General features: G+C 67.9%; 16 protein-coding genes and 1 tRNA gene. 11 read left to right on the top strand and 6 right to left on the bottom strand.

What is annotated here, in order from left to right:
- The first annotated feature begins 12 nt into the window (after positions 1–12).
- The 4 genes from eno to ABD255_RS41580 are packed head-to-tail and all read left to right on the top strand — an operon-like array spanning position 13 to position 3354.
- Entirely contained in the window at positions 13–1293 is a 1281-nt protein-coding gene (gene eno / locus ABD255_RS41595) for a phosphopyruvate hydratase (RefSeq protein WP_344222373.1), read from the top strand.
- An 18-nt stretch (positions 1294–1311) separates the two neighbouring features.
- On the top strand, positions 1312–1920 hold the full coding sequence (locus ABD255_RS41590; RefSeq protein ID WP_344222372.1) for an FtsB family cell division protein: 609 nt from the start codon (positions 1312–1314) through the stop codon (positions 1918–1920).
- Positions 1917–2399, top strand: a complete 483-nt coding sequence (locus ABD255_RS41585) for a DUF501 domain-containing protein (RefSeq protein WP_344222371.1) — start codon at positions 1917–1919, stop codon at positions 2397–2399. Before ABD255_RS41590 ends, ABD255_RS41585 begins: the two co-directional genes overlap by 4 nt.
- Positions 2392–3354, top strand: a complete 963-nt coding sequence (locus ABD255_RS41580) for a Ppx/GppA phosphatase family protein (protein ID WP_344222370.1) — start codon at positions 2392–2394, stop codon at positions 3352–3354. The genes ABD255_RS41585 and ABD255_RS41580 overlap by 8 nt, the downstream gene beginning before the upstream one ends.
- On the opposite strand, the gene ABD255_RS41575 is transcribed toward ABD255_RS41580, so the two are convergent.
- Together ABD255_RS41575 and ABD255_RS41570 are read right to left on the bottom strand one after the other, a co-directional pair.
- Positions 3331–4083, bottom strand: coding sequence for a methyltransferase domain-containing protein (locus tag ABD255_RS41575; RefSeq protein WP_344222369.1), 753 nt, complete (start codon positions 4081–4083; stop codon positions 3331–3333). The genes ABD255_RS41580 and ABD255_RS41575 overlap by 24 nt on opposite strands.
- Before the next feature lie 71 nt (positions 4084–4154).
- Positions 4155–4727 carry a TetR/AcrR family transcriptional regulator gene (locus tag ABD255_RS41570; protein WP_344222368.1) on the bottom strand — a complete coding sequence of 191 codons (573 nt, stop codon included), beginning with the start codon at positions 4725–4727 and terminating at the stop codon, positions 4155–4157.
- Between the two features lie 136 nt (positions 4728–4863).
- Between ABD255_RS41570 and ABD255_RS41565 the strand changes: the two genes are divergently transcribed.
- From ABD255_RS41565 to ABD255_RS41555, 3 genes are all read left to right on the top strand, one after another.
- Complete coding sequence (locus ABD255_RS41565; protein ID WP_344222367.1) at positions 4864–6294, top strand: MFS transporter; 1431 nt, start codon at positions 4864–4866, stop codon at positions 6292–6294.
- Between the two features lie 9 nt (positions 6295–6303).
- A complete protein-coding gene (locus ABD255_RS41560) occupies positions 6304–7134 on the top strand; it encodes a uracil-DNA glycosylase (RefSeq protein WP_344222366.1) in 831 nt (276 codons plus the stop codon).
- Between the two features lie 214 nt (positions 7135–7348).
- Positions 7349–8656 carry an NAD(P)/FAD-dependent oxidoreductase gene (locus tag ABD255_RS41555; RefSeq protein ID WP_344222364.1) on the top strand — a complete coding sequence of 436 codons (1308 nt, stop codon included), beginning with the start codon at positions 7349–7351 and terminating at the stop codon, positions 8654–8656.
- Here ABD255_RS41555 and ABD255_RS41550 read toward each other — a convergent pair.
- From ABD255_RS41550 to ABD255_RS41540, 3 genes are all read right to left on the bottom strand, one after another.
- Entirely contained in the window at positions 8653–11025 is a 2373-nt protein-coding gene (locus tag ABD255_RS41550) for a GH92 family glycosyl hydrolase (protein WP_344222363.1), read from the bottom strand. The genes ABD255_RS41555 and ABD255_RS41550 overlap by 4 nt on opposite strands.
- 64 nt (positions 11026–11089) lie before the next feature.
- Positions 11090–11755, bottom strand: a complete 666-nt coding sequence (locus tag ABD255_RS41545; protein ID WP_344222362.1) for a response regulator — start codon at positions 11753–11755, stop codon at positions 11090–11092.
- On the bottom strand, positions 11752–12876 hold the full coding sequence (locus tag ABD255_RS41540) for a sensor histidine kinase (protein WP_344222361.1): 1125 nt from the start codon (positions 12874–12876) through the stop codon (positions 11752–11754). Before ABD255_RS41540 ends, ABD255_RS41545 begins: the two co-directional genes overlap by 4 nt.
- A 106-nt stretch (positions 12877–12982) precedes the next feature.
- Between ABD255_RS41540 and ABD255_RS41535 the strand changes: the two genes are divergently transcribed.
- The 4 genes from ABD255_RS41535 to ABD255_RS41520 all read left to right on the top strand — a co-directional run bounded on the left by ABD255_RS41535 (position 12983) and on the right by ABD255_RS41520 (position 15377).
- Positions 12983–13489: a glycine cleavage system transcriptional repressor gene (locus tag ABD255_RS41535; protein WP_344222360.1), complete on the top strand. Its 507-nt coding sequence runs from the start codon at positions 12983–12985 to the stop codon at positions 13487–13489.
- Positions 13486–14061 carry a peptide deformylase gene (locus tag ABD255_RS41530; RefSeq protein WP_344222359.1) on the top strand — a complete coding sequence of 192 codons (576 nt, stop codon included), beginning with the start codon at positions 13486–13488 and terminating at the stop codon, positions 14059–14061. The genes ABD255_RS41535 and ABD255_RS41530 overlap by 4 nt, the downstream gene beginning before the upstream one ends.
- A gap of 247 nt (positions 14062–14308) precedes the next feature.
- Positions 14309–14389 (top strand) — tRNA-Leu (locus ABD255_RS41525).
- A gap of 319 nt (positions 14390–14708) precedes the next feature.
- Complete coding sequence (locus ABD255_RS41520) at positions 14709–15377, top strand: Type 1 glutamine amidotransferase-like domain-containing protein (protein ID WP_344222358.1); 669 nt, start codon at positions 14709–14711, stop codon at positions 15375–15377.
- 655 nt (positions 15378–16032) lie between these two features.
- On the opposite strand, the gene ABD255_RS41515 is transcribed toward ABD255_RS41520, so the two are convergent.
- Entirely contained in the window at positions 16033–16746 is a 714-nt protein-coding gene (locus ABD255_RS41515; RefSeq protein WP_344222357.1) for a hypothetical protein, read from the bottom strand.
- Between the last annotated feature and the right edge of the window lie 1674 nt (positions 16747–18420).

Raw genomic sequence — 18420 nt, 5'->3', positions numbered from 1 at the left:
AGAGGAGTAGATGTGGCCACCATCGAGGCCGTCGGCGCCCGCGAGATTCTTGACTCGCGCGGCAACCCCACTGTCGAGGTCGAGGTTCTCCTCGACGACGACACCGTAGCCCGGGCAGCAGTGCCCTCGGGTGCTTCCACCGGCCAGTTCGAGGCCGTCGAGTTGCGTGACGGTGACAAGTCCCGTTACGGCGGCAAGGGTGTCCAGAAGGCCGTCACGGCCATCCTGGAGGACATCGACAAGGAGATCGTCGGCTACGACGTTCACGAGCAGCGGCTGATCGACCAGGCCCTGCTGACCCTGGACGGCACGCCGAACAAGGCCAAGCTGGGCGCGAACGCGATCCTCGGCGTCAGCCTGGCGGTGGCGAAGGCGGCCGCGGAGAGCGCCGGTCTGGACCTGTACCGCTACGTCGGCGGCCCGAACGCGCATGTGCTCCCGGTCCCGATGATGAACATCCTCAACGGCGGCGCGCACGCGGACAGCAACGTCGACGTGCAGGAGTTCATGATCGCCCCGATCGGTGCGGCGACCTACTCCGAGGCCGTCATGCAGGGCGCGGGCGTCTACCACGCGCTGAAGGCCGTGCTGAAGGAGAAGGGCCTGTCCACCGGCCTCGGTGACGAGGGCGGTTTCGCCCCGAACCTGCCGAGCAACCGCGACGCGCTGGACCTGATCCTGGTCGCGATCGAGCGGGCCGGCCTGCAGCCGGGCAAGGACATCGCGCTGGCCATGGACGTGGCGGCGAGCGAGTTCCACACCGACGGCGTGTACGCCTTCGAGGGCGCCAAGTTGTCGTCCGACGAGATGATCGCGTACTACGCCGACCTGGTCGCGTCGTACCCGATCGTGTCGATCGAGGACCCGCTGAACGAGGAGGACTGGGACGGCTGGATCAACCTCAGCTCCCAGCTCGGCGACAAGATCCAGATCGTCGGCGACGACCTGTTCGTCACCAACGTCGAGCGGCTGCAGCGCGGCATCACCGAGAAGGCGGCGAACTCGCTGCTGGTGAAGGTGAACCAGATCGGCTCGCTGACCGAGACGCTGGACGCCGTCGACCTGGCCCACCGCAGCGGCTTCACCTGCATGATGAGCCACCGCTCCGGCGAGACCGAGGACACCACCATCGCCGACCTCGCGGTCGCCACCAACTGCGGCCAGATCAAGTCCGGCGCCCCGGCCCGGTCCGACCGCACCGCGAAGTACAACCAGCTGCTCCGGATCGAGGAGGAGCTCGACGACGCGGCCCGCTACGCCGGTCGCTCGGCCTTCCCGCGATTCAAGGGCTGACCGAGCTAAGGTTTTTGGATGTCCTCCCGCCGGGATCCAGGTGCACGTCCGGGCTCGCGACCGACGAGTCGCAGCCAGTCGCGTCCACCTGCCCGCCGGGACGGCAACCAGCCCAAGCGCCGTACGACGGGGACCCCGGCCGGTCCACCCCGGACCCGGGGTTCCCGCAACCTCACCGGCCGGGCAGCCGTCGTGCTGCTCGTGCTCGGTGCGCTGATCGTGTCCTACGCGCAGAGCCTGCGGGTCTGGTTCGACCAGCACCAGCAGATCAGCGCGCTGCGGCAGGAGATCGCCGACCGGGAGAAGCGGGTCGACCAGTTGGACAACGAGATCGCCCGCTGGAACGACGACGCCTACGTCCGGGCCCAGGCCCGGCAGCGGCTCGGCTGGGTGATGCCCGGTGAGATCGGCTACCGGGTGATCGGCGCCGACGGCAAGCCCGTCGGGGCGCCGCCGGAGCCGGCCGGACCGGCCGATCCGCAGGCCGACGTCGAGAAGCCGACCTGGTACACCAAGCTCTGGGGCAGCGTCGAAGGCGCCGGCAAACCACCGCAGTCGGCCACGCCGAGCGCGCCGAAGCCCACCCCCAAGCCGGTTCTGACCGCACCACCGAAGGGCAGCAGGTGAGCGTTTCACCCGAGGACGTCACGGCCGTGAGCGAGCAACTCGGCCGGCCCGCCCGCGGGATCCGCTCGATCGCGCACCGCTGCACCTGCGGCCTGCCCGACGTGGTGGAGACCGAGCCGCGGCTGCCCGACGGCACCCCGTTCCCGACCACGTACTACGTCACCTGCCCGCGGCTGGCGTCGGCGATCGGCCGGCTGGAGGCCGAGGGCGTGATGAAGGAGATGACGGACCGGCTCGGCGAGGACGAGGACCTGGCGGCTCGTTATCGGTCCGCGCACGAGGACTATCTCGCTCGGCGGGAAGTGCTCGGTGACGTCCCCGAGGTGAAGGGGATCAGCGCCGGCGGGATGCCGACCCGGGTGAAGTGCCTGCACGTGCTGGTCGGCCACTCGCTGGCGGCCGGGCCGGGCGTGAACCCGCTGGGCGACGAAGCTCTGGAGATGCTGCCCGACTGGGGTCGCCGGGGTCCCTGTGTCTGACGCCGGTACTGCGACCGCGCCCGTTCGCGTCGCCGCGGTGGACTGCGGGACGAACTCGATCCGGCTGCTGATCGCCGACTACGCCGACGGGTCGCTGACCGACGTCGACCGGCGGATGCAGATCGTCCGCCTGGGCCAGGGGGTCGATTCCACCGGCGCCTTCGCTCCCGACGCGTTGCTGCGGACCTTCGCGGTCTGCGCGGAGTACGCCGAGGCGGTCCGCGCGGCCGGGGTCGAACAGTTGCGGTTCGTCGCCACCTCGGCGGCTCGCGACGTCAGCAACCGCGACGAGTTCTTCGCCGGCGTCTTCGCCCGTTTCGGCGTGGAGCCGGACATCATCTCCGGCGCCGAGGAGGCCGCGCTGAGCTTCCGTGGCGCGACCAGCGGACTCGCCGCGCTCGACCTGCCGGGGCCGTATCTGGTGACCGACATCGGCGGCGGCTCCACCGAACTCGTCCTGGGTGACGAGTCCGGCGTCATCGCGGCCGAGTCGCTCGACATGGGGTCGGTCCGGATGACCGAGCGGCATCTGCCGTCCGACCCGCACTCCGTGGAGGAGATGACCGCCGCCACCAAGGACGTCGACGAACTGCTCGACTCCACGGTCGTCCCATTGTCCGACGCGCGCTGCCTGATCGGGGTCGCCGGCACGGTGACCACCGTCGCCGCGGTAGCGCTCGGGCTGAAGGAGTACGACCCGGGCGCGATCCACCACGCGCGGATCCCGGCCGACGTGCTGCTCGACACCACCTCGTGGCTGATGGGATCGACCCGGATGGCGCGTTCCGCGGTGCGGGCGATTCATCCTGGGCGGGTGGACGTGATCGGCGCCGGAGCACTGATCCTGCAACGGATCCACGACCGGATCGCCGACGACCTGGCGTACGACGAGGTCGTGGTGTCCGAGCACGACATCCTCGACGGGGTCGCGCTAGCTCTTGCGACGGGCGAGTAGCGCGAAGGAGTTCGGCAGCCGGCCCTGCCAGGCAGCCGCCTGTACGCCGCCGGGGCGCCAGAACGGTTCGGCGTACTCCTCGAGGGTTTCGATCTCGAGGCCCGCGCGGACGACGGCGGTGACGATCTCGCCGAGCGACCACTGCCATTCCTGCGCGCCGTTGGCCGGGAAGCTGTCGTTGATGTGCGACCTGGCGAAGTAGCCACGGTCCGGGCGGATCCTCGGCTCGTCCTCGTCCCAGGACCACAGCGGGACCGTGGGGTGCGCTTCGTAGACGAACAGCCGCCCCTCGGGCTCCAGCAGTCGCGCCACCTCGTGGGCCCAGGCCTCGAGGTCACGCATCCAGATGAGCGCGCCTTTGCCGGTGTAGACGAGCCCGGCACACCCTTCTTTCAAAGGCACCACAGGCACCTCGGCCACAACGTACGCGGTTCCGACCTCAAGTTGCCGCGCTCGCCGGTGAGCAGCGGTCGCCGCCGTCACGCTGTAGTCGACGCCCACCACGTGGCGAGCCCCACGATCCAGCAGCGCGAAATCATCCAGCCCATGCCCGCTCTGCAGATGCACGACCAGCGGCGCCCCGGCCAGTACCGGCTGAAGCAATTCCAACTCCCGCTGCGTCAGCGACTTCCGCTCAGCAGCCTCAGCCAGCAATTCGTCGTACTCGTCGACGTGCTTCTGGGACGCCTTCTCCCATGCGACCCGATTGGCCGCCACCTCAGCATCCACGCAAGGTCCTCACCCGCTCGATGATCGCCTGCCAAGGCATCCCCGCGCCACCGCTTTCCACCCGCGGGAACTCACCTCGGGCGGAGGCCGTCCAGGGCGAGGTGGAGGACTCGGGTGCGTTGGTCCTCGTCGACGAAGCCGGCGCCGGTGAGGCCGCTGACCATTCGCAGGACGTCGTCGAAGTTGGTGTCGGAGCGGACCTCGCCGGCCGCCTGGGCCCGGTCGAAGAGCGGTTGGCCCGCGCCGTACATCGCCTCGCGGGCGGTGCGGAACATCTCGGACTCACGGTTCAGCGACTCGTAGATCGCGCGCTTGGTGGCGGCGTACCCGACGAAGCGGTTGAGCCACGTCTCCAGCGCCTCCCACGGCGGCAGGTCGGCCACCTGCTCGGCGGCCTGGCAGAGCTCCTCGACCTCGCCCAGATAGACGCTGTCGAAGAGATCCTGGCGGGTCGGGAAGTTCCGGTAGAGGGTGCCGATCCCGACGCCGGCGTTGCGGGCGATGTCCTCCAGCGACGCTCCGGTGCCGTGCTCGGCGAAGGCGTCCCGGGCGGCGGCGAGCAGGGCGTCGAAGTTGCGGCGGGCGTCCGCGCGATGCGGGCGCTTCACGGCGACGCCCAGGCCGGAGCGTGTGTTCTCGGTCACCTCATCCACCCTAACGACTAGAACCGGAGGCATACCTCCGTTATAGTGGAGGCACGCCTCGACTTTACCACGTGAGGCTTTCCGCGATGCCCGCGCGTTCTGCCGCGGCATCGGCTCAGTTCCGAAGGAATACCTGATGCGTACAAGCACGTCTTCTGCGCGGCTGATCCTGCTCGTCCTGGCCACGGCGGCCGCCTCGTTCTCGATGCTGCAGTCCCTGGTCAGTCCGGCCCTGCCGGTGATCCAGCGTGATCTGCACACCAGTCAGGGGACGGTGACCTGGACCCTGACGGCCTGGTTGCTGTCGGCCTCGGTGGCCACCCCGCTGCTCGGCCGGATCGGAGACCTGGCCGGCAAGAAGCGCACCCTGATGATCGCGCTGGCCGCCGTCGCAGCCGGCTCCCTGATCGCCGCGCTCGCTCCGAACATCGCAGTACTGATCGTCGGCCGGGTGGTCCAGGGCCTCGGCGGCGCGATCTTCCCCTTGTCGTTCGGCATCGTCCGCGACGAGTTCCCGTCCGAGCGGGTGCCGTCCCTGGTCGGCATCCTGTCCGCCGTCATCGCGGCCGGCGGCGGTCTCGGCATCGTCCTGGCCGGACCGGTCGTCCAGAACCTCGACTGGCGCTGGCTGTTCTGGATCCCGCTGCTGGTCATCGGTCTGGTCATGCTCGCGGCCCACCGTTTCGTCCCCGAATCCCCCTCGCGCCACCCCGGCCGGGTGGACTGGATCGCGGCCCTGGCCCTGTCCAGTTGGCTGGTCGCGCTCCTCCTTCCGCTGAGCAAGGCGACCGTCTGGGGCTGGACCTCCGGTTGGACGGTCGGGCTCCTGGCCCTGGCCGTGGTCCTGTTCGCCGGCTGGGTGGCGATCGAACTCCGCTCCGGCAATCCGCTGATCGACATGCGCATGATGCGGCTTCCCGCGGTCTGGACGACCAACCTGGTGGCGTTGCTGTTCGGTGCCGGCATGTTCGCCGTCTACGCCTTCCTCCCGCAGTTCATGCAGGTCCCGACCGCGGCCGGCTACGGCTTCGGCGCCACAGTGACCCGCGCCGGTCTGCTCATGCTGCCGATGCTCGTCGGGATGGCGGTCGCCGGCTCGCTCAGCGGTCCGATCGCGCCGCGCTTCGACGTCAAGGCCCAACTGATCCTGGGCTCCGTGTTCAGCCTGATCTCCTGCGTGGCCCTCGCCACGCTCCACAGCCAGCCGTGGCAGGTCGCCGCCGCCGGTGGAGTGGCCGGCCTCGGTATCGGTCTCGCCTACGCGTCCATGACGAGCCTGATCGTGCAGAACGTGCAGAGGCACCAGACCGGCGCCGCGAGCGGGATGAACGCGAACATCCGAACGATCGGTGGCTCGATCGGTACGGCGGTGGTCAGTTCGATTCTCACCGCACACGTCCAGGCCAACGGACTGCCGTCCGAGTCCGGCTTCACCGACGCGTTCATCGTCCTGGCCGCAGTTGCCGCGGTCGCGGTGGTGCTCGCTCTGCTGGTTCCGACGGCTCGGCGCCGCCGGTCCTCGATGGAGCCCGTCGTGCCGGCTCTGCAGCCGGTGGAGACGCACTAACCTGGCTGAATGCGACTGCCGCACCCGTTGACGGGGGAGTTGTACGAAAGCCCGGTGCCGCCGGGCACGGGCTGGCCCGAGGACCCGGCGGCCCGCAGTACTCCGGTCGCTCGTGACGCGGCGGAGGTCGTCAAGCTCACGCAGACGGACACCCTGGCTGAACTCGACGCCAGGGTGTCCGTCTGCTGCGCTTGTCCCCGGTTGGTGGAGTGGCGCGAGGAGGTTGCCCACAGCAAGCGAAAGTCGTTCGCGGACCAGCCGTACTGGGGCCGGCCGATCGCCGGCTGGGGGGACCCCGAACCGCGGGTGCTGATCGCGGGCCTGGCTCCCGCGGCGAACGGCGGGAATCGCACCGGCCGGGTGTTCACCGGAGATCGCTCGGGGGACTGGTTGTTCGCGTCGCTCTATCGGGTCGGGCTGGCCTCCCAACCCACCAGCGAGCACGCCGGCGACGGGTTGCGGCTGCTCGGCGCCCGCATGATGGCAGCCGTCCGCTGCGCCCCGCCGGCCAACAAGCCCACTCCCACCGAGCGCGACACCTGCTCCCCGTGGTTCCGGCGCGAACTGGAGTTGGTTCTGCCGTTCACCCGGGCGATCGTCTGCCTCGGCAAGTTCGGCTTCGACGCCCTCCTGAACGCCTTGCAGGCCGTCGGCGGCGAGGTCCCGAAACCCCGCCCGAAGTTCGGCCACGCCGTCGAGTACGGGGTCCCCACGCCGTACGGCGAAGTCGTCGTGCTCGGCTGCTTCCACCCCAGCCAGCAGAACACCTTCACCGGCAAACTCACCGAACCCATGCTCGACGCGGTGATGACCCGGGCGAGGACGATCGCCGGCCTGTAGCCGGGTCTTGCGGTTGTGTACCGGGTAGCGGTCAGTCGGGAGGGATCGCTAGGTCTGGGCGGCGGAAGGCCGCACGATAGGCCATGGGGGAACCCTCCGGAGAGGGATTCCCGGTGGTTGAGATCACCCGGGAGATGGCTTGTGAAAGTTTTCACGAGGCCGGTATCCTGAAGTGGACATGAAGTTGGAGCACCACTCAGGGAGAGTGAAGGCAATGGCAGCCCAGGTACCGCACATCCTCGTCGTCGGAGGCGGTTACGTCGGGATGTACACCGCGTACGGCCTGCGCAAGGCCGCTCGCCGGGGCAGGATCCGGGTCACCGTCGTCGACCCCCGCTCGGTGATGACCTACCAGCCGTTCCTGCCCGAAGCGGCGGCCGGCTCGGTCGAACCACGGCACGTCGTGGTGCCGCTCCGCAAGACCCTGAAGGGCTGCCGGGTCGTCACCGGCCGCGTCACCGGCATCGACCACGCCAACAAGGTCGCCAAGGTGATGCCCGAGGAGGGCCCCGACTACGAGCTCGCCTACGACCAGGTGGTCGTCGCGCTCGGCTCGATCGCGCGGACGCTGCCGATCCCGGGGCTGGCCGAGGAGGCCACCGGGTTCAAGAACGTCGAGGAAGCGATCGCCCTGCGCAACAAGGTGCTCGACCGGCTCGACGTCGCGTCATCCCAGCCCGACCCGGTCCTGCGCAAGTCCGCGCTCACCTTCGTCTTCGTCGGTGGCGGGTACGCCGGTGTCGAGGCGTTCGCCGAGCTCGAGGACATGGCCCGCTACGCCACCCGGTACTACGACAACATCCAGCCCGAGGACATGCGCTGGGTGCTGGTCGAGGCCACCAACCGGATCCTGCCCGAGGTCGGACCCGAGCTGGGGCAGTACACGGTCGAGCAGCTGCGCAAGCGCGACATGGACATCAAGCTGGAGACCCGGCTGGAGTCCTGCGAGAAGGGCCGCGTCGTGCTCAGCGACGGCGAGGAGTTCGACGCCGACACGATCGTCTGGACCGCCGGTGTGAAGGCCAACCCGGCGCTGGCCAGCACCGGCTTCCCGCTGGACGAGAAGGGCCGGGTCAAGTGCCTGCCGAACCTGCGGATCGAGGGTGTCGACGACGCCTGGTCCGCCGGTGACAACGCGGCCGTGCCCGACCTCACCTCCGAGACCGGCGCGTACTGCGCTCCGAACGCCCAGCACGCGGTCCGTCAGGCCCACCGCCTCGCCGCCAGCATCCTCCGGGTGGTCGACGGCGAAGCCCCGCAGGACTACAAGCACAAGTACGTCGGCTCGGTGGCGAGCCTCGGCCTGCACAAGGGCGTCGCCCAGCTGTACGGCGTGAAGGTGAAGGGCTGGCCGGCCTGGTTCCTGCACCGGACGTACCACGTGTCCCGCGTCCCCACCTTCAACCGCAAGGCACGGGTCATCCTCGACTGGACCCTCGCGTTGTTCTTCCGCCGCGAGGTCACCAGCCTCGGCAGCCTGCAGACCCCGAACGACGAGTTCCGCCGGGCCACCGGGAGCTAGTAGTCATTGGGAGCGGTGCCCCAGCCAGTGGGTGCCGCTCCCAACTGCACGTTGATCCGGCCGCCGCGGGTGATGAACGACTCCGGCAGCCAGGACTCGGTCTGCGGTTTGCCGTTGAGGGAGAGCGACTGCACGTACTGGTTGGCGTCCGAGGTCTCCGGAGCCTCCACAGTCAGCCGTACTCCGTTGCTCCGGCGCAGCTCGACCTTCGGGAACAGGGGACTCCCGACGAGCAGTTCGGCCCGCCCTGGCGTCTGCGGGAACAGCCCGATCGCGGCGAACACGTACCACGCCGACAACGTCCCCAGATCGTCGTTCCCCGGCAGCCCGGCCGGCCCGACTCCATAGACCGTGTCCACGATCTCGCGAGTCGTCGCCTGCGTCTTCCAAGCCACCCCGAGTCCGTTGTAGAGCCACGGTGTGTGCAGCCCCGGCTCATTGGTCGGGTCGTACCGCAGCGCGCTGCCGCCCTTGACCGCCCAGTTCCCGGCATCATCGTGGAAGAACCCATCAAGCCGCTGTACTGCGTTGCCGCCCATCGCCGCGGCCAAGCCCGAGACATCCTGCGGCACCATCCACGTGTAGGTCGCGCTGGATCCTTGCGCGAATCCCACATCCGTTGACGGCGTGAAGCCGGGCTGCCAAGTTCCGTCGGACTTCCGCGCCCGCTGGTATCCCACTGCCGGGTCGAAGGTGTTCTTCCACCAACTGCCGCGCTCTGTCAGCGCTGCGTTGGGTTGGCCGAGCCGGGATCCCCACTGGGCAAGGGAGAAGTCGGCCAGCGAGTTCTCCAGCGTCTCCGCGGCTCCACCCCAGCAGTGGCACGCGTCCTGCGGCGCGTAGTGCTTGGCGAGGTACGTATTCAGTGCGGGTCGTTGCCCGGTGCATTGCCCGGGGCAACCGCCGTCGTTCTCGGCCTCTTCGTTCTGCACGGTCGCTTGCTTGAGCAGTGACGCGTAGGCGCCCTCGGCATCGAAGTTCCGCACACCCATCGCCGCGAACGTCGCCAGCGTCGGCGCCGCCGGATCACCCGTCATCACGTGGGTCGGGCCGTTGTTGTGCAGCCAGCGGTCCCAGATCCCCTTGTTCTGCTGGGCGAACTGGTACATCGACTGCGCGAAGTCACCCGCGATCTCCGGCTTCAGCAATGCCAGCAGTTGGATGTGCGCCCGATACTGGTCCCACCCGGAGAACGTCCCGTACTGCGCCCGCTGGCCCGCCGCGAGCCGGTGGACCTGCTGGTCACTGCCGAGGTACCGCCCGTCGACGTCGTTGAAGATGTTCGGCTGCAGCATGGCGTGGTACAGCGCGGTGTAGAAGGTGGTCCGCTGCGTCTCGCTTCCGCCGGTGATCCGGACGTTCTGCAGTTCGTTCTTCCACTGCTTGTAGCCGGCGGCCGCGATCCGGTTCACCGTCGCGTTCGGCCGTACTTCGGTTTTCAGGTTCTGCTCGGCGCCGGCCAGGCTCACGTAGGAGATGCCGATCCGCATCCGCACCTTGGCCCCCGGCGCGAAGCTGACGAATCCGCCCGAGCCGCGGCCGGCCCGGTCCGCGCCGGTCGCGTAGCCCTCGCCGCCGGTGGTCTTGGTTCCGCCCGGCGTGATCGTGCTGTCCTTCCAGGTGCCGGTGGCAACCACCGGCTGGTCGAAGGAGGCGGTGAAGTAGAGCCGGTAGTACGACTTGCGGTTGTTGATGCCGCCGTTCGCGCGGCGCCCGCAGAACGCGCCGGTGAGGACGGATCCGGTGACCTTGCGGTTCGCGGCGTCGATGCTGATCTCGGCGTCCTGGCTGCCGTTCAGGGAGTTCGAGGTGCGGAACAGCAGGTTCGCCTGGCCGGCGGTGGGGAAGCCGAACTCGCCGACGCCCGCGCGGGTGGTGACCGCCAGGTCCGACTTGACCCCGTTCGCCAGCGTCACGGTGTACCGGCCGGGCTTCGCGACCTCCTGCGCGTGGCTGAAGTCGCTCGCGTACTTCGCGTCGGTGGTGTCCGCTGTCGGCGAGGTGTCCACCTGGCCGACGTACGGCATGATCGGGACGTCGCCGGCGGCGCCCGGGTTGCAGCCCGCGCCGTTCACGTGGGTGAGGCTGAACCCGCGCACTCGCGTCGTGTCGTACTGGTAGCCGTTGGCGGCGCCGGTGCTCGTCTGGTCGCCCCGGGTGCTGGTGGGGCTCCACGAGATCATCCCGAACGGCCGCACCGCGCCGGGCCAGGTGTTGCCGTCCCTGGCAGACCCGATCAGGGGATCGACGTACGCCGCCGGGTCGGCTACTGCCGCCTGGACGGTCGGTGCGACGGCTGTTGCCGAGGCTTCGGCGGTTAGGGCGGGGAGTAGCAGGGTGAGGGCGAGACCACCGACGAGCAAGCGCATGCCAGAACCTTCCGGGGGCGGACGGACTCCCTCAGGCTAATTCGAATGAGTGACGCAGCGGTGATCAGCGGGTGTCGTCGAGGAGGCCGGCGTCGTGGACCAGCAGGGCGATCTGGACCCGGTTGTTCATGTCCAGCTTGGTGAGGATGCGGGAGACGTGCGTCTTCACCGTGGGCACGCTGAGGTAGAGGGTCGCGCTGATCTCGGCGTTGGACTTGCCCTCGCCGACCGCCACGGCGATCTCGCGTTCGCGGTCGTTCAGGTCCTTCAGCCGGACGGTTGCCTTCGCCTTGCGCTGGTCCTGGCCGGACGCCGCGACCCGGGTGATCAGGCGCTTGGTGACCGCTGGTGAGAGGACCGGCTGGCCGCCCGCGACCCGGCGTACCGACTCGACGATCTCGGCCGGCGGGGTGTCCTTGAGGATGAAGCCCGCGGCGCCGGCGCGGAGCGCGCGCAGTACGTGGTCGTCGGCGTCGAAGGTCGTCAGGATGACGATCTCGGGCGCGCCCGGGCGGCGGCGTACGGCCTCGGTCGCGGTCAGGCCGTCGGTGCCGGGCATCCGGATGTCCATCAGCACGACGTCGGGGGAGAGCTTGTCGATCAGGCTCTGGACCCCGCCGCCGTCACCGGCCTCGCCGACCACCCGGATGTCCGGAGCGCCGCCGAGCATCAGTTTCAGCCCGGCGCGCAGCAGCGGATCGTCGTCCACGATCAAGACACGGATGGTCATGCGGGCCACGGTAGCCAGGCGGCGAGGCGGAACTCGCCCTCGGGGGTGCGGCCGTGTTCGAGCCGCCCGTCGGCGAGTTGGGCACGTTCGCTGAGCCCGATCAGGCCCTGGCCGGCGCCTGGTCGCTTGCCGGGCGCGGGGTTGGTCACCTCGACGCTCAACCCGTTGCCTGGCGCACCGATCACCTGGATCCGGACCGGGTGGCCGGGTGCGTGCTTGAGCGCGTTGGTCAAGCCTTCCTGCACGATCCGGTACGCCGTACGGCCGACGTGATCCGGGGGATTGCCCACGGCATCGAACTCCAGGTCGACCGGAACCCCGGCCGCGCGGGAGTCCTCGACCAGCACGGGCAGATCCGCGAAGGTCGGCTGCGGGAGCTCGCCGACGGGCGCGCGCAGTACGCCGATGACCTCGCGGAGGTCCTGCAACGCCTGGTGCGCGCTGGCCCCGATGGTCTCGGCGGCGCCGGCCACCTCGTCGGTGGTTGCGTCCGGGCGGTAGGCCAGCGCGCCGGCGTGCACGCTGAGCAGTGACAGGCGATGGCCGAGCACGTCGTGCATCTCGCGGGCGATCTCCTCCCGGGCCCGCATCTGCGCCTGCTGAGCCTGCAGCCGTGCGACCGTCTCGGCACGATCGGCGCGATCCCTCAGTGTCTGCAGGAGCTGACGGCGGGACCGCAGGTAGAGGCCCCAGCCCGCCACCGCCGAGTAGATCAGGACTGCCCAGATGGCGACTTCCTGCAACGACTCGGGCTTCTGCCGGACCTGGAGATAGATGGCCAGACTTGCCGCGTTGATGAGGAAGATCAGCAGGGTCGTCCGGAACGGCCGGTAGATCGCCACCGTGATGATCAGCAGCAGGGTGGCAGCGCCCGCCGTGTCCGAGAACGTCGACACCAGCGCCGCGATCACCGCCAGCTGGACCGGCCAGCGCCGGCGGAACCAGAGCGTGAGACACAACGCCATGCCGGTCCAGAAGTCGAACGCGAGCAGCGCCGACGGGACCGGGTCACGCGAGCCGTCGTCGTACAGGAGGAAGCCGCCGAAGATCGCCACGACGAAGCACAGGCTGTCGACCACCCAGTCCCGGGTGCTCCGTCTGGGACCCTCGGAACCGACCATGAGGTCGAATCTAGCCAGCTCAGGGCGCCTTCGCGGGCCTTGCGGGGAGTCCGGATACCGAAGTCGCGGCCGGTCGAGACTTTCGGTGCGGGTAGATTCGGCGCCCATGAGCCAGCTCGCAGTCACCGTCATCGGCCCGGACCGTCCGGGCATCATCGCCGACGTCACCGAGGCCCTCGCCCAGACCGGGGTGAATCTCGAGGACTCGACGATGACCCTGCTGCGCGGCCACTTCGCGATGGTGATCGTCTGCTCCGGGCCCTTCGACGAGGTCCGCGAGGCGCTCCAGCCGCTGCGCGGCGAACTGGTGATCACCGTGCGTCAGATGGGCCCGGAACACGCCCACGCGCCGATCGGAGCGCCGTACATCCTCAGCGTCCACGGCGCGGACCGCCCCGGCATCGTCGCCGCGGTCACCCGGATGATCGCCTCGGTCGGCGGCACCATCACCGACCTGACCACCCGGCTCGTCGGCTCCCTGTACGTGCTCACCGCCGAGGTGGAGATCCCGGCGGGCGCCGAACTGAACATGCTCCAGCGCGCCCTCGAGATCACCGCGGACGAACTCGGCGTCGGAATCACCCTGCGCCCAGCCGAGAGCGACGACCTGTGAGTTCCGTGAACACCGCCCACCTGAACCAGACCCTCGCGAGTTGGAGTCCCGCCCAGCTCGGCATCACAGGCGACGTACTGGAGGTGGTCCGCGCTCCTCATCCGGTGCTCGCAACCGAGGGCGCGACCGTCGATCCTCTAGACCCGGTGATGGTCACGCTGGCCGCCGATCTGGTCGCCACCATGCGAGTCTCACCCGGCTGCGTCGGTCTTGCTGCTCCCCAGGTCGGTGTGGCCGCCCAGATGTTCGCTTTGGACGTCACTGGCCACCCCAAGACCCGTACCTGCCACGGCGTCTTTGTCCTCTGCAACGCGGTGATCGTGGAGTCCAGCCGCCAGGAGAAGGCCCGAGAAGGCTGCATGTCCGTCCCCGACCTGACCGGCGACGTAAAGCGAGCCACCCGCCTGACGGTAACCGGAGTACTCCCCGGCACGACTGACTCGGTAACCCTCACCACCGACGCCTTCGAAGCCCGAGCCCTACAACACGAAATCGACCACTGCACAGGTCTCTTGTTCCTGGACCGGGTCGCCGGCGCCCACGCGGTCTACCCCCGCAAGACCTACCTGTAGTCCGCGCCCGCTGGGGTGGTTCGGGGCGGGGTGGTTCACCCGCCCGCCCCACGGGTGATTCGATTCCCCGTCCGTGCGGGTGGTTCACCGGCCCACCGCCGCGGCGTACCCTCCAAGCGTCCCTCAGGTCAGGAAATTCCCTGCTGCCTCAGCTACTTCAGGCTCTGACCTAATATCCTAGAAACATCGCCCTCTTACCCTGTGTCCCAGGCCGGGATCTACTTGTAGGGTGCTCCTCTGGCTGTAGGCCCGGGTGGCGGAACGGCAGACGCAGCGAGCTTAAACCTCGCAGCCGAAAGGCATACGGGTTCGAATCCCGTCCCGGGCACATTCTGCTCTGACCTGTGTCGCCGCCGCATCCTTGTGATCCGACAACAGATCCGCGACACATGTCCGCCAACTGATGTGCGACAGGCTAGAAGTCTGTTCACGTGTCGGAGCAGCGCACCGATCTGCAGATGGCAGTGCGCGCATGCGGAGGCCCGCCGGATCTCCTGGCAGGGGCTGTCTGATCCGGAACGTAGTGTTCGTAGAACAGGTGAATGGTTGCCAGTCGAGGGCGCCACAGGGCGAGACAGGAGTCAGGCGATGACGCGTGCGCGGTGCCTATGTCACACGAATCCGTCGCACTCAACTCGGGAGGCGTTGTGAAGCTCCTTCTGACATCCGGAGGCGTTACGAACGAGAGCATCCGCGATGCGCTGGTCGATCTGCTGGGCAAGCCGATCTCCGAGTCCCGTGCGCTCTGCATCCCCACGGCGCAGTGGGGCCACCCGATGCTCGGGCCCGCCTCAGTGCGTAGTTCCGTCGCCGGCGAGCCTCCGTTCCACATGATGACCAGCCTGGGCTGGGCGGCCTTGGGCGTCCTGGAGCTCACCGCGCTGCCCAGCATCGGCGAGGAGCGGTGGGTGCCGTGGGTCCGAGAGGCCGACGTGCTGCTGGTAGACGGCGGCGACACGACGTACCTGTGCCACTGGATGCGGGAGTCAGGGCTGTCGCGGCTCATGCCGTCGCTGCCCGAGACGGTCTGGGTAGGGATGAGTGCCGGCAGCATGGTGATGACACCGCGGATCGGTGACGACTTCGTCTCGTGGCCGGCTGCCCCGGACGACCGCACGCTCGGGGTCGTCGACTTCTCGATCTTCCCGCACCTGGACCACGAGCAGATGCCGGAGAACACCATGGTCTTTGCGGAGAGATGGGCCGCCCGCATCGCAGGTCCGGCATACGCCATCGACGACCAGACCGCCATCAAGGTGACCGACGGCACCGTCGAGGTCATCTCCGAAGGACACTGGAAGGCCTTCCCCGCATAGCCGTCGGCTGCTATCGGAGCGTCCCAGCGCCCCTCCTGTGCGTCGTGCTGGGTCACGCCGCCGACCGACGACTAGCCTGACCGCTCATGCCGCGATCCGTGCCTCTCGGCTGTCGCAGATCACATGGCGGACGAGTGTCACGCATCCGTCGACGGAGAACAGCAGTGTCCGTATCTGTCGCCTGACAAGTTCCTTTACGTCTTCAAGTTTCTCTACGTCTTCAAGACGGGCCCCTCCAGGGCCCGAAAGCACGCCGCCACCAGTGGACCGGGGGAGCGGGGCAACCCTTCGGGCTCCTCGCCTAAGGGCTCGTCGGCCCCGTCCCCCGTTGGCTTAGCGCGCACGTGCCAACAGGGTGCCAGTCGAAGACAGCAGCACTCGCTATCAACGGTCGACACCCTGTCAATTAGAACCAACTCGCCATCGGCCGGCCATCCGCCGCCGTGGCCAAGGCGACCTGCCGTCTGATCCTGAGCTCCCGCATCGCCCCGCTAGCAATCATGGGAGGGACGGTTCGGCCCGGCTCGCGTCGAGGGCGCCTCCGGCGTCGCTCCGCGATCGAGCAAGCTCGACCCCTGACCCGCACCGAACCGAACCTAAGGTCGGCAGCTATCGGGGCGATGCGGAGACGTGTTCGACTGGCCACCGCAAAACCTCACAGATTCGAGCGCGGTGGCTTCTTCTGGGCGGCCCGGCGTTGAGGCTTTCTTGATTGAGGCTTCACGCCAACCGCTTGTTTCGCCCCGGACGCCGTGGCCGAGGGCCTGACACCCGCCGCGCTCTCCTCTTCCGTACCACCTTCCTTCACCTCGCCTGGTCCCGTCCCCCAGCGCTTCCTTACGAACTGCGGAGCTCCGACGAGCACGGCGATGAGCACCGCCGTGACTACATTCGACCAGTCGAACAGCGCCAGAAACTGCTTAACCACCGATGGTCGCTCCTCAACTGCGACCTCGATCGTTCGCTCGAACGTCCCCTTGCTCAGCGGGAGTTCGTCCATTTCAACGACCAGAGTTAGGCGGAGCGAATGTGATCCAGCAGACAGCGGCACAACTTGCCAAGTCCACTCCGTCACACCATCAATAAGTTGCAGTGTGTCATCGATCGGCTCGACCTCAAATCCGCCTCCTCGCAGTTCCGCCCGCATGTAGGTGCCCACACGCAACTTTTCAACCGTCACTGGGGCTGTCCCTGGCAGAGGCGTCAGGGAGGGCGAAATAGTCACAGTTCCGCGCTGGACCCTCGCGGTCACCTGGAATTCCTCTTTAACCCTTGCCTGTCGAGGCACGTTGTAAGCGATCGTCCCGGCCTCCAATTCGCGACGCGCGGCCTCTTCGTATCGCTCGCGGGAGGTCTGCGGCTTCTCCACTGAGGAAGGAGGAGGTTTTGAAGGTGGTCCCGAAGTTGTAGGCGTCTCCGAGGGCGTCTCCGAGGGCGTCTCCGTGGGCGTCTCCGAGGGCGTTACTGACGGAGTCTGTGTCGGCCAAACTGTCACAGTCTTGGTTGCAGCGGGCGGACGAGGATCCGCGTCTATCAGGCCAGACCACCACAGTGCCCCGAGGGTGACTGCTATCGCGACAGCCGCTGCGGCGGCGGCCAGGATCTCCAATCGCCACTTGTGTCTGCGCCCCCCTGCTTCGGCTGGCGGACGGGCAGTCGAGTCCATAGACGTATCCCTCCCAACACCAACAGTAGGGGCTGGAGTACGCGAACGCCGCTTCCGGCTTGTCAATCAATTCACGCCAATGAAGCTTGAAACAACGTCGAGGCCTCAAAGCGGTTTCGTTGACTCGATCTACGATCCCGCCCTCGGTAGTTTAAAGGCCACGATGATCGATGTAATGAGCCTCGTCGGTGATCGGCTCGAAGCTCGCAGAATCGGCCGGCGTGAGTAGTCCAGCCATGAGCCACTCCTCGACAGCTTCGCTCCGCTGTGGTTTGCGCACGTAGATTACGCGCGCCATCCAGTCCTCCGAGTTGACCTTCGGCCACTCCAAGATCAGTCCTACCAAGGACCACGTTGCCCGCGGTTGTCGCCGAGCACCCAGCAGCGCCTGAGTGGGTCCGAAGGCTTCGGGCGCGGGTGTCGCTTGTTGCCGCCCATAGAGAGAAGAGTAAAACGAGTGTTCGAAGCTTGCTCGTTGACCGCGTAAGTGTCACTGTGATGTCTCAAGACATAGGTGACGGTTGTGGATCAGGACATCGGTGACAGTGGATGTGTCAGGACATCGGTGACGGTTCAGGGCCCTCATCATTCCTGGCCCGAGCCGCCGGTTCGGCCAACATGGTCTGAGATGCCCAGCAGGCGGCCGACCGCTACGCCGGGATAACCAGCGCTGGCTAACCTGCTCCGAGTTCGCAACGAAGCGCTGGTAGTTGCAGTTCGTCCCGATACGGGCGAGTCCGGCGACGTCCGCCAGCCAGGCGAGGAGCACGGTGCGGACTAGGTGGAACGCTGACGGACCGGGGTTGGGCGAACTTGAACCTCGCGGCCGAAAGGCATACGGGTTCGGATTCCGTCCCGGGCACCGTCGCTCTGACCCGCGAAGACGTCCTTTGAAAGCACGACGAGGACAGCCTGCCGACCGCCTGGCGGGCGGTAACGTCCGGGTCTGCTGATGGGCGCAGGTTGTAGTGCAGGGTGATTGGGGTTGTGGCAGGCGGTGGCTTGTGGAGGGCGCGTGTCGAAGGAGGGGTCTACTCGTACGGCAGATCGGGGACCCGAGTGGTGCGTCTTACGGTGCCTGTGCGACGGGAGTATTTCTTATTGCTTCGAGGGGGATTCCCCAAGACGACCGCCCGTAGCGTCGGGATGAGAATCGCAGGCGTAGGTTCGCCACCGAGGACGAAGCTCAGTAAATGGCGAACTGGATGCAGCAGAGTTCCAAGATCATGCAGTTCGAGGTGGCGCGATTTGCCTCCCCTTCGAAGGGTCGCTAGGCGCGCCGTCCGTCAAGCAAACCTCGGGCGACGCTCATGGGATGTGGGGCTGACCCGTTTTGACGGACATCCGAGATCAGGAGCGGTTGCTCCGGAAGGATGT

Source organism: Kribbella sancticallisti, assembly GCF_039530625.1.
Taxonomy (GTDB): domain Bacteria; phylum Actinomycetota; class Actinomycetes; order Propionibacteriales; family Kribbellaceae; genus Kribbella; species Kribbella sancticallisti.
Note: the sequence above shows the minus strand (reverse complement) of the source record. Positions and strands in the feature narration are given on the sequence as shown.